This is a genomic window from Pseudomonas sp. Y3 TE3536, from assembly GCF_053629175.1.
Genome location: NZ_JBRJHU010000001.1, coordinates 1,648,076 through 1,659,830 on the forward strand (window position 1 = coordinate 1,648,076; position 11,755 = coordinate 1,659,830).

Consider the following 11,755-nt stretch of genomic DNA (forward strand, 5'->3'; position numbering starts at 1 on the left):
TTCAAAGCAGCGCAGATCAGTTATCCAGCGCCACCCGCCCAGCCGCTTCGCGCTTGCGATGCACCAGCAGCCCGGCCGCCACCACACCAATGCTCAGCAAGGCAGTGGCGATGATCTCGGCGCGGTGATCTTCACGCAGCCCCATCACCACCAGCACAGCGACGATGAAGGCGATGGTCGCCCAGGTCAGGCCCGGGAACAGCCACATCTTGAAGTCGATCTTCTCGCCACGCGCTTCACGCTGGCTGCGCATGCGCAGTTGCGACACCGCGATCACCAGGTACACCAGCAGCGCAATGGCGCCGGAGCTGGCCAGCAAGAACTCGAACACCTGGGCCGGCGCCACATAGTTGGCGAACACGCACAGGAACGCTGCCGCAGTCGACATCAACACCGCCACATGCGGCGTACCTGCCTTGGTGGTGCGTTGCGACATGGCCGGGGCATCGCCACGCTTGCCCAGGGAGAACAGCATGCGCGAGGAGGTGTACAGCGCCGAGTTCAGGCAGCTGGTGACGGCGACCAGCACGACGATGTCGACGATCAGCTTGGCATTCGGCACACCGATGCGGCTCAGCACAGTCTGGTAAGAGCCCAGTTCAGCCAGGGCCGGATCGTTCCACGGCACCAGCGCCACGACCAGGAAGATCGACACCAGGTAGAACAGGCAGATACGCCAGATCACCGAATTGGTCGCGCGGCTGATCTGCTTGCCCGGGTCTTTGGACTCGGCAGCGGCGATGGTGACGATTTCGGTACCCATGAACGAGAACATGGTGGTCAGCATGGCGGCCAGCACCGCGCCCAGGCCATTGGGCATGAAGCCTTGGGTGTCGAACAGGTGGCTGACACCGCTTACCTGGCTGCCAGGCGCCAGGCCGAACATGGCCACGCAACCCACGACGATGAAGCCAATGATCGCCAGGACCTTGAGCAAGGCGAACCAGAACTCGAACTCGCCGTAGTTCTTCACACTGCACAGGTTGGTCAGGGTCAGCACCAGCGTGATGATCAAGGAGAAGGCCCACAGATCAACAGCAGGGAACCAGGCATGCAGAATGGCCGCGGCCGCGTTGGCCTCCAGCGGAATCACCAGCACCCAGAACCACCAGTACAGCCAGCCAATGGTGAAGCCGGCCCAGCGCCCAATGGCGCGGTCGGCATAGGTAGAGAAAGAGCCGGTGTCCGGTGATGCAATGGCCATCTCGCCAAGCATGCGCATGACCAGTACGACCAAGGTGCCGGCGGCGGCGTAGGCCAGCAGTACGGCCGGGCCAGCGGCGGCGATGGCGTGGCCGGAGCCAACGAACAGACCGGCGCCAATTACGCCAGCGATGGACAGCATGGTGACATGCCGCGATTTGAGCCCCTGAGCGAGGTCATTGGAATTGTTACCGCTCATAAAACTACCTTTGTAAGGAGTGGACCACTCCGACTACGGGAACGAAGCGCGCCTGGGGTTAGTTAGGCGTCGCTGCAATCGGCGGTTTCCTACTGGCAATAAGTGAGCCATCTGCTGAATGCATTCGTCAGAAAAATCTGGCAACCGTAAAGGGCGCGGCTTGCAGGGCTTTCGGCCATGCCTTGACCGAAAGGCCGCCAAATCGCCGTGCAAGGTCCGGATTACTGAAATACCCACTTACAAATGCACCAAAGGTGCTCCCAGGTAACACCTATGCACCGCTGCAATGCAGAAAAGTACAACCGGCAGGTACAACCCTGCCTGGCAAGCGTCAGCAATGGCCTAGAGGGGGATTACCCGCGAATGGTCCAAAACCGCTTCCAAGCGAGGGCCAAAGCTGGCACCATCGCGCCTTTTTTCATCAAGGCTCTGGTGTTGGGCTAGACCTTCGCGGTCATCCTCGCGACGTTGCACTGCAGCGATGCGACAATCTGCCCCGACAGCGACCCGAGCCCCTAGCGACCCTGTTGGCCGCCATAATGCCGCTATGCTAGCTTGGCGCACGCCAGGAAGGCCGCCAACAGCTGGGAACGCACCCGAACACATGAGGACCGCACATGGCTCAGGCCACGCCCGCGCTGGAAATCCGCAATCTGCACAAACGCTACGGCGAGCAGGAAATTCTCAAGGGCATTTCGCTGACCGCACGCGACGGTGACGTGATCTCCATCCTGGGGTCGTCCGGTTCCGGCAAGTCCACCTTGCTGCGCTGCATCAACCTGCTCGAAAACCCGCACCAGGGCGAAATCCTGGTGGCCGGTGAATCACTCAAGCTCAAGGCCGCCAAAAACGGCGACCTGGTCGCTGCCGACAACCGCCAGATCAACCGCCTGCGCAGCGAGATCGGCTTTGTCTTCCAGAACTTCAACCTGTGGCCGCACATGTCGATCCTCGACAACATCATCGAGGCACCGCGCCGCGTGCTCGGCCAAAGCAAGGCCGAAGCCATCGAAGCCGCAGAAGCCTTGCTGAACAAGGTCGGCATTTTCGACAAGCGCCACAGCTACCCCGCGCAACTTTCCGGTGGCCAGCAACAACGTGCCGCCATTGCCCGTACCCTGGCCATGAAGCCCAAGGTCATCCTGTTCGACGAGCCAACTTCGGCGCTCGATCCGGAAATGGTCCAGGAAGTGCTAAACGTTATCCGCGCATTGGCCGAAGAAGGCCGTACCATGCTGCTGGTCACGCACGAGATGAACTTTGCCCGCCATGTGTCCAGTGAAGTCGTCTTCCTGCACCAGGGCCTGGTTGAAGAGCAAGGATCGCCGCAGCAGGTCTTCGAGAACCCGACCTCGGCGCGTTGCAAGCAATTCATGTCCAGCCACCGCTAACGGAGCAACACGAATGCAGACCTATAAGAAATTCCTCCTGGCCGCTGCCGCCACCCTGGTGTTCTCGGCAAATGCCATGGCAGCCGAAAAACTCAAAATGGGCATCGAGGCGGCCTACCCGCCGTTCAACAACAAAGATGCCAGCGGCCAAGTGGTCGGCTTTGACAAAGACATCGGCGACGCACTGTGCGCCAAGATGAAAGTCGAATGCGAAGTGGTCACCTCTGACTGGGACGGCATCATCCCGGCGTTGAACGCCAAGAAGTTCGACTTCCTGATCTCGTCGCTGTCGATCACCGATGAGCGCAAGCAGGCCGTCGACTTCACCGACCCGTACTACTCGAACAAGCAGCAGTTTATCGCCCCGAAAAACGTCGATTTCAAAACCGACCGCGCCTCGCTCAAAGGCAAGACCATCGGTACCCAGCGCGCCACCCAGGCAGCGACCTGGCTGGACGACAACGGCGGCATGGACGGCGAGTTCAAGGTCAACCTGTACGATGGCCAGGAAAACGCCTACCTGGACCTGACCTCCGGCCGCCTCGACGCCATCCTCGCTGACAAGTACGCCAACTACGACTGGCTGAAGTCCGCTGCCGGCAAAAACTTCGAGTTCAAAGGCGAACCGGTGAACGACAGCGACAAGGTCGGCATTGCCGTACGCAAAGGCGACAATGAGCTGCGCAACAAGCTCAATGCCGCACTCAAGGAAATTGTCGCCGACGGCACCTACAAAAAGATCAACGACAAGTACTTCCCGTTCAGCATCTATTGATTCGCCCCGACCGGCACGCCCTTGGGCGTGCTGGTCCCTAGAACGACCCTACCCATGACTATCGACCTGCACGGATTCGGTCCGGCCCTTGCGGCTGGCACCTTGATGACCGTAAAACTGGCGCTCTGCGCCTTGCTGCTGGGGCTGATCCTGGGCCTGCTCGGTGCCCTCGCCAAAACGTCCCCGGTCAAGCCACTGCAATGGCTTGGCGGCTTCTACTCGACCTTGGTTCGCGGCGTGCCCGAACTGCTTTGGGTCCTGCTTATTTATTTCGGCACCGTCGGCATGATGAACAGCCTCGGCGAGGCGCTCAATATGCCCGGCCTTGAGCTCAGTGCCTTCGCCGCCGGCGTCATCGCCCTCGGCCTGTGCTTCGGCGCCTACGCCACCGAAGTGTTCCGTGGCGCCATCCTGGCAATCCCCAAGGGCCACCGCGAAGCCGGCCTGGCACTGGGCCTGTCCAAGGCGCGCATTCTGTCGCGGATCATCCTGCCGCAGATGTGGCGCATTGCACTGCCTGGCCTGGGCAACCTGTTCATGATCCTGATGAAAGACACCGCGCTGGTGTCGGTCATCGGCCTGGAAGAAATCATGCGCCACGCGCAGATCGGCGTGACCATGACCAAAGAGCCGTTCACCTTCTACATGGTCGCGGCCTGCATCTACCTGGGCTTGACCGTCATCGCCATGACCGGCATGCACTTCATGGAAAAACGCGCCGCTCGCGGCTTTGCGAGGGCTGAATCATGAATTGGGAAGTCATCATCAAGTGGCTGCCACGCCTGGCGCAGGGCGCGACCCTGACCCTGGAGCTGGTGGCCATCGCGGTGGTTGCCGGGCTGATCCTGGCCATCCCGCTGGGCATCGCCCGCTCGTCGCGCCACTGGTACGTGCGCGCCCTGCCGTTCAGCTACATCTTCTTCTTCCGCGGTACCCCGCTGCTGGTGCAGCTGTTCCTGGTCTATTACGGCCTGGCCCAGTTCGACGCCGTGCGCAACAGTTCGTTGTGGCCTTACCTGCGCGATCCGTTCTGGTGCACCGTGCTGACCATGACCCTGCACACCGCCGCCTACATCGCCGAGATCCTGCGCGGCGCGTTGCAGTCGATCCCCAAAGGTGAGATCGAAGCAGCACGGGCGTTGGGCATGTCGCGGGGCAAGACGCTGTTCTACATCATGCTGCCGCGCGCCGCCCGGATCGGCCTGCCGGCCTACAGCAACGAAGTGATCCTGATGCTCAAGGCCAGCGCCCTGGCCAGTACCGTCACCCTGCTGGAACTGACCGGCATGGCGCGTACCATCATCGCCCGCACCTACCTGCCGGTGGAGATCTTCTTTGCCGCCGGGTTGTTCTACCTGCTGATCTCGTTTGTGCTGGTGCAAGGCTTCAAACTGCTGGAGCGCTGGTTGCGGGTAGACGCCTGCCAAGGGCGCTAAACCTTACTGGCCTCTTCGCGGGCAAGCCCGCTCCCACAGGGCGCAAACCTTGCGCCCCACCTGTAGGAGCGGGCTTGCCCGCGAAGGGCTGCAAAGCAGCCCCAACCCTGCCGACCACAACCATGACCCCACCCCCCATCCTCCACAGCCACCCGCTAAGCGACCGCTTCCAGGCCCTCGACCAGTTCCTGACCGAGCACCAGCACCTGTGGAAACCCAGGCCATTCACCGCCCTACGCCTGGGATGGGAAGCCCAACACCCAGCGCTCGCCGCCCACCTGCGCCAATCCCCCCTGGCCGATGCCGACGCCGAGCCCGACCCAACCACCCTGCCCGCGCCCTTTCCACAACTGGCCCAGCAAGCCCACCACCTTAGCGCCCTGGATACACTCCCCGACGCCGGCCTACCGCCCGCTGCCCACCGCCTTGACGTCGGCGTACCCGGCCGCAAGTGGCAGCAGATCGAAGCCTTCACCCGCCGCCTGGCCTTCAACGAGCAACCCCAGCACTGGCTGGACTGGTGCTCCGGCAAAGGCCACCTTGGCCGCCGCCTGCTGCAGCCCGGCCAGCAACTGACCTGCCTGGAATACGACGCCGAGCTCGTCGCCGCCGGCCAAGCCCTGAGTGACCACCACCACCTACCCGCGCGCCATGCGCATCAAGACGTAATGGCCGCCGACAGTGCCCGCCACCTCGACAGCGACAAAACCGTGGTGGCCCTGCACGCCTGCGGCGACCTGCACGTACGCCTGCTGCGCCTTGCAAGCCAGCAAGGCTGCCGCCAAGTCGCGGTGGCCCCCTGCTGCTACAACCGCATCGAAGCGCAGCACTACCAGCCGTTATCCACAGCCGCCCAAGCCTCCAGCCTACAGCTTTCGCTGGACGACCTCGGCCTGCCACTGAGTGAAACCGTCACCGCCGGCGCCCGCGTGCGCCGCCAGCGCGACACCTCGATGGCCCGTCGCCTGGGCTTCGACCTGCTGCAACGCCAACAGCGCCAGTGTGATGATTACCTGCCCACCCCCTCGCTGCCGGTGGCCTGGCTGGACAAGCCCTTCGAGGTGTATTGCCGCGACCTGGCCGCACTCAAGCAACTCCCGCTGAGCGGCACGCCAGACTGGGCTGCCCTTGAGGCCGCCGGCTGGCAGCGCCTGGCCGAAGTGCGCAACCTCGAACGGGTGCGCAACCTGTTCCGCCGCCCGCTGGAACTGTGGCTGGTACTCGACCGCGCCCTGTTCATGGAAGAACAAGGCTATGCCGTGCGCCTGGGCTTGTTCTGCGACTATCCACTCACGCCGCGCAACTTGCTCATCCTCGCGGAACGCGACCGTTAGCCGCAGCACAACCTGTGGATAAGTCTGTGCACAAGCTTTTGATGAATGGTTGGATCCAAGCGCTATTTCAAGCGTTTGGCTTATTCCTGCAGGCAGTTCAAGGCCCGCAAAAACAGGCATTTGCGCAAAGACCAGCGGCGTATGGGTTCGGCATGCCTTTCGCGCAAGTTGGCAATGCTACTTGTGCATAAACTTTTGTTGTGCTTTCTGCAGGGGCCACAAAGCGGCCCGATGCGTCAACGGTTTTTGTTCTTGGCCAGCTCGATATCGTTCATCAACGCCTTGGCCAGCGCCGCCAGGTAATCGGCTGCGCCCAACAGCTTGTGGTCGTCTTCCATATCGCCCTCCCTGAGCAGGTGCTTGATATAGCCGAGCAGGATCGACACCTGCTCGTAGGCGTCGTCGATGGGGATGCCGGGTTGTACGCGCAGCAGGTTAACCGGTGGGTTGCCGACTTCGAGGAAGGTTTCCAGGCCTGCGGTGGTGATCTCAATGTGGGGCTGGGGTGGATCGGGGACGATTTTGATCATGGCGGACTTCCATTTTTTCTCAAAAAGGAACTGCCACCCGATCTTTCTCACGGATTGAAGGTGGCAGCCGTACGCGGGGTGAGAAACCGAGGAGAAAAAACGCGAAAAGACTCGGCCAGACCGAAGTCTGCCCGCGCACGGCCACCATTACAGTGCCGCCAATTTCTCAATCGGGTTCTCACACCCGGTCGCCGAAACGACCCGAAAACGGTATCCGTGAGGCACTTCCCCGACAACAGCGATACTTCGGCAGCCCGCGTAGGATAGGTCCGAAGCAGGCCAACCCCGAAGCATTTGGTTTCAGGTTCAGAAATGCCTTACAGGTCACGCACCGCCTCCCCTTCCAGGGTGTATTATCCGCCCCCCAAATCATTAAAAAGACACGTCGCACGCTGACCGCCAGCCCTGCGACCTTCTGGCGTTGCGCCAGAGCCGACAATGGAACAACGGACCCTCATCGTGACCCAAGCCAAGCCCCTTGCCCTGTTGACCCTCGCCATGGCCCTGACCGCGTGTGCCGGCGGCACCCCAAGCCAGCCTTCCAGCAATCTGGGCTGGGACACCCCCGCCATGCAGCTGGGCGGCGACCGAGGCCTCCCCCTGCGCGCCGAGACCCCTTGCCGCAAGCGCGGCTGCGACAACGACAAGCTGTTTTTCAACCCCGGCAAAACCGAGCCAAACGTCAACACGATCCACCGCGGCTGGTAGGAAAAATCTCCTTTTAAGCCGGTGACTTAGCTCATTTGCAAACAATCGCAAGGAAGTGGTTTACAGGCGCCAAACGATCGTTATAATGACGCCCCATTGCCGGTATAGCTCAGATGGTAGAGCAACTGACTTGTAATCAGTAGGTCCCGGGTTCGATTCCTGGTGCCGGCACCATACGCAGTATCAAAAAAGGCTCACCGAAAGGTGGGCCTTTTTTGTTTGTGTGTCCGCTGCGACACCCCATAGCCCCTCAGGGCAGCCCGATTGGCCCGCCACGGGATTGCCACCTTGCAGCGATCTGGATACGCACCAGCTTCAGTAAGCTGAGCTACCCCCATATCCAAAGGCCACCCATCCCCTTGAAAACTGCACGCCCCGTGTAGGAGCTGGCTTGCCTGCGATGGGCCGCACAGCAGCCCCAAGTGCCTCCGCCAAAACGCCGCTCTCACCGCCAACCAGAGATTTCCCCAGCGCCCAAAAGGTCGCCCCCGCATAGAACCCGTACCCAGCGAAGTAATGTCTATCAAACAGATTGCTGGCATTCCAGAACAGCTACCCAGACCGGTTGACGTGAATTGCGCCAACCGTATCCACCTCTTTCTCCTGGAAAGAGACGGGCACTTCAAACACTGCTGCAGCCCTGATCTCATATGGCCTTGCCGCAATCCCCCTCGTGATAATCGGCGGGACAAACGCCGGTGTCACCAGCAACAGCCATGTAGATGATGGTGCCGCAGACCAGGGAATGGACTGCACCTGACTGACAGTCAGGCATGCCCCGGTCATCGGATTGCTGCTTGCACCTGGCTCAGAATCTCGATGGCTCGATCAAAGCAGCACGGGTTACACATCAACCCGCACTACCCTTATCACGGTTGCCAGAGCTACAGGCGCGGATCGACTGCTACATAGGTCGTCCACTCACCCGCCTTACCGTGATGCTATCGCTGCACGTGTTCGTACGCTCCAGTGAACTGCGCTTCGCCCGTTGGAACGAGTTCGACCTCAAGCTCGGCATCTGGGAAATCCCGATACCCGCCCGGCGCTAGATGGTGTGCCCTTTTTCACAAGGGGTACAAAGATGGCCGGGGACATCCACGTTGTCCCCTTATCGCCGCAGGCAGTGGCCTTGCTTGAGCAGATCCACGCGATCACCGGCAAGTTCGACTTAGTGTTCGCGGGGGACGCCAAGCCGTGGAAACCGATGTCCGAGAACACAGTGAATGCTGCGCTCAGGACGATGGGCTACGACACCAAGGTGGATATCTGCGGCCACGGGTTCCGAGCCATGGCGTGCAGTGCGCTGGTCGAATCCGGACTTTGGTCAGAGACGGCCATCGAATGGCAGATGAGCCACAAAGAACGCAACAACGTGCGCGCCGCTTATACCCACAAGGCCGAGTTCCTCGAAGAGCGCCGGATGATCATGACCTGGTGGAGCCGGTTTTGGAGGCGAACCGCGAGGACCATGTGACGCCGCATGAGTTTGCCAAGCAGACGGGCGAGAACATCACGCGCCTTCGCAGTGCCAAGAGGACCGAGTAACCCGCCGCACCACCACTTCAAACTCGCTGTGAAGTTACCCACAGCACCGCATGAGGCTCCTCCGCGCGGATCCTTTCAAACGGGGCTGCAAAGCCGCCCCGTTTGAAAAGACCAATCCTAAGAAAAATCTAATGGCACAGCGCACGTCTGTGGAAAACCACTGATGTCCACCGGGGGATAGTTTTATCCACAGGCACTAAATCTCTGATATCGCGCTGCTTGACGAACATTGTCCACAGGCGTAGACCGGGAGTTGCAAGCGCTGTCGATGACAGCAACCCAGGTGACCCGAACCTTAAAGGTCATGCCGCTCCCGCGGTGGTTCTCCCCGAAGGCGATTCGCATCCAGCAGCTCGCCCGGTCACTACCCATGTGATGGATGCTCTTATTCCTATGCCCTCGTGCGCCAGACACACCGTACCTCGCTGCCCTGCAGCAACCTATCCGCTTGGCCGAATCTTGCGCCAACCTGTGCCCGTCTCTTTCTGTGGAAAGCGACGGGCACTTCTACCACTGCTGCAGCCCTGATCGCACAAGGCTTTGCGGCATTCCCCCTCGTGACAATCGGCGTGACAAACACCGATGTCACCAGCAACAGCCATGTAGATGATGGTGCCGCAGACCAAGGAATGGACTGCACCTGACTGACAGTCAGGCATGCCCCGGTCATCGCATTGCTGCTTGCACCTGGCTCAGGATCTCGCGGCACTTGTCTCGTCAGCCAATGCAGCCTCCACCCGCCCACCGGTAATGGTGATCAGGAGGCCAGATCATGAGATGCCCTTGCTCCCGGACGTAAGGAGCCGCCAGTCCCGCGTAGAGGACATTCCCCACAGGTCGCAGGGGCCTTGATCCCTGATAACACTCAGCATTCTTGGCGGGATGACGTGGGGGCGAGGATCGGAGATCGGACGATGAGGTGATCGACATGGCATTGGTGGGTGAGCGCGATGGCGGCGATTTCGACCAAAGCAGAAAATTGAGTCACGCAGGACAGAGGCGTTGAATCCATGTTCGGCACTTGGCTATTCAGGCACGATTGCGACGCCCAATCAGATCAACTTGGTCGCCGCTCAGATCGGATCTAGGCGTGAGTAAAGCATTCGATATGGGACTGCTCTTGAAAGGAGCGCTGCCTGGGCCGCACGTATCGCCAAAATGCCGTTTGGGGCAGGCGATAACCATCGAGGCTGGGGTCCAGAACACGGGAGAAAACCTTAGGCCTAACAGAGATAAATGTGGGTTGGTTCGGCAAAAGCGAATGGTTCGCTCAGAAAGGCAACAAATGACGACTGTAGGCTGACGGTAGTGCTGTTTTCTGTCGATTATTCAGATGCTTAGAGTGATGTGAAGTTTTTACTTTTACAGATCATCAACTCGAATGAATAACCCGTAAGCTGGCAAGCATCCATTTGACAGCCCTGCCTTAAGACTCTACCTGACATTGGGATATGGACTCGCAATACAGTTCATATTTTTATAACTCTCACGCCCAAGCTATTGCCGTCTCGCCGGGTTGCTGCCAGTATATTGCCATAAGCGATCTATCGTGGAGTGTGTAGAAACAGGAAGCTGTCCCTCAGAGTGAGGCATACGTAGCTCTACATACTGACAACATACACTTACGAATTAGAGACAACTATGTCAAAACGTGTTGCTACTTTTTTTGATGTGAAATTGAGTGCTCGAGGACGATCACGCGCAGAAGGTAATACGGCTGACTTCCCTTCGAAACCAAAAACAATGAACGAAATAAAGGAATTAGTAGAAGCACTGACAAAAAGCGGGGATAACTTCCTCAGTAAAGGGCAAAGTGACAAAGCGGATAAATATTATATCGCACACACCGACATTGTTGACGGCTACTGGGTAATTTTGATTAATAGATGTGACCCCAGCGCCCCAGACTCCGTTTACAGTAACCCAGAGTCCAAGGAGCGTAAAGTCAATGTAAAGCTCCCCGGACAGGGTGCTGAATATTCGGCACACTTGATACTGAGCCTTAACCCGGTAAAAGGGCAAGATTACTATTTCTGTGCTATTGAGGCTGCTTACGGTTCAGGATTAGGAAGTAGTGCAATCACTAATTATTTGTCACATATCATTAGGCACTGCAAAAAACAAAAGCCAGCGTTATTCAAGATAAAAAATATCGATGGCTCATGTAACAAGAAAGGTGAAAGCAATATGGTTCATCTTGTTCACGACGTAGAATTACAAGGCCACGTATCGGATACTTTTAAGAAAGATCTGGAAAATGGGCGACTTGGTGGAATTGAACTTATCAGCTATAGAAGTGTTGGCGGTCGGTGGGATGATGCAGGCTTTGTAAAAGAAAAAAATCGAGTGATAAAATTAGAGCTTGAACGAGACTTGATCGGTGATGCAATCAAAACAATACAAGATGTAATGAAGAATGCTAAAACTGACGGCATGGATCAAATGAGAGTAAGCTTCAAGGATGGATCAGGCTCGCCGAATAGTGCGTTACTGTCAGTGGATACGGGCCACCTAGCAACCGACGGTCGCTATTTAAAAAGGTATTACATTTCATCCTCCAATAGCGTCCGCTCAGCAAGCATCGAACAAGTAAATCATGCTATAGTCAAGGAAGTGATTAAAAGCCTGGGGTAA

Annotated in this window: 9 protein-coding genes, 1 tRNA gene and 1 pseudogene; 9 read left to right on the plus strand and 2 right to left on the minus strand. The window is 58.7% G+C overall.

The genetic code is table 11. The annotated features are described in order from the left end of the window. Positions 1-16: 16 nt before the first annotated feature. Positions 17-1,402 carry a GABA permease gene (gene gabP / locus AB7M33_RS07510; RefSeq protein ID WP_027594261.1) on the minus strand — a complete coding sequence of 462 codons (1,386 nt, stop codon included), beginning with the start codon at positions 1,400-1,402 and terminating at the stop codon, positions 17-19. A 617-nt stretch (positions 1,403-2,019) separates the two neighbouring features. On the opposite strand from gabP, the gene AB7M33_RS07515 reads away from it, so the two are divergent. The 5 genes from AB7M33_RS07515 to AB7M33_RS07535 all read left to right on the plus strand — a co-directional run bounded on the left by AB7M33_RS07515 (position 2,020) and on the right by AB7M33_RS07535 (position 6,338). Continuing rightward, positions 2,020-2,793, plus strand: a complete 774-nt coding sequence (locus tag AB7M33_RS07515) for an ABC transporter ATP-binding protein (RefSeq protein ID WP_085273850.1) — start codon at positions 2,020-2,022, stop codon at positions 2,791-2,793. Between the two features lie 13 nt (positions 2,794-2,806). Next, positions 2,807-3,568, plus strand: coding sequence for an ABC transporter substrate-binding protein (locus tag AB7M33_RS07520; protein WP_099428098.1), 762 nt, complete (start codon positions 2,807-2,809; stop codon positions 3,566-3,568). 54 nt (positions 3,569-3,622) lie between these two features. Further along, entirely contained in the window at positions 3,623-4,318 is a 696-nt protein-coding gene (locus tag AB7M33_RS07525; protein ID WP_027594258.1) for an ABC transporter permease, read from the plus strand. Continuing rightward, complete coding sequence (locus tag AB7M33_RS07530) at positions 4,315-5,004, plus strand: ABC transporter permease (protein ID WP_027594257.1); 690 nt, start codon at positions 4,315-4,317, stop codon at positions 5,002-5,004. The genes AB7M33_RS07525 and AB7M33_RS07530 overlap by 4 nt, the downstream gene beginning before the upstream one ends. Before the next feature lie 122 nt (positions 5,005-5,126). Continuing rightward, positions 5,127-6,338 (plus strand): methyltransferase, encoded by a 1,212-nt coding sequence (locus AB7M33_RS07535; protein WP_454242649.1) that lies wholly within the window; start codon positions 5,127-5,129, stop codon positions 6,336-6,338. Between the two features lie 236 nt (positions 6,339-6,574). Here the strand turns inward: AB7M33_RS07535 and AB7M33_RS07540 are convergent, their stop codons facing one another. Next, a complete protein-coding gene (locus AB7M33_RS07540) occupies positions 6,575-6,868 on the minus strand; it encodes a DUF3077 domain-containing protein (protein ID WP_186682943.1) in 294 nt (97 codons plus the stop codon). Between the two features lie 459 nt (positions 6,869-7,327). On the opposite strand from AB7M33_RS07540, the gene AB7M33_RS07545 reads away from it, so the two are divergent. From AB7M33_RS07545 to AB7M33_RS07560, 4 genes and pseudogenes are all read left to right on the plus strand, one after another. Continuing rightward, a complete protein-coding gene (locus AB7M33_RS07545; RefSeq protein WP_238212836.1) occupies positions 7,328-7,576 on the plus strand; it encodes a hypothetical protein in 249 nt (82 codons plus the stop codon). Between the two features lie 98 nt (positions 7,577-7,674). Then, a tRNA-Thr gene (locus AB7M33_RS07550) sits at positions 7,675-7,750 on the plus strand. A 632-nt stretch (positions 7,751-8,382) separates the two neighbouring features. Further along, a pseudogene (locus tag AB7M33_RS07555) lies at positions 8,383-9,121 on the plus strand (tyrosine-type recombinase/integrase); the annotation flags it as partial. 1,641 nt (positions 9,122-10,762) lie between these two features. Continuing rightward, positions 10,763-11,755 carry a hypothetical protein gene (locus AB7M33_RS07560; RefSeq protein ID WP_454242650.1) on the plus strand — a complete coding sequence of 331 codons (993 nt, stop codon included), beginning with the start codon at positions 10,763-10,765 and terminating at the stop codon, positions 11,753-11,755.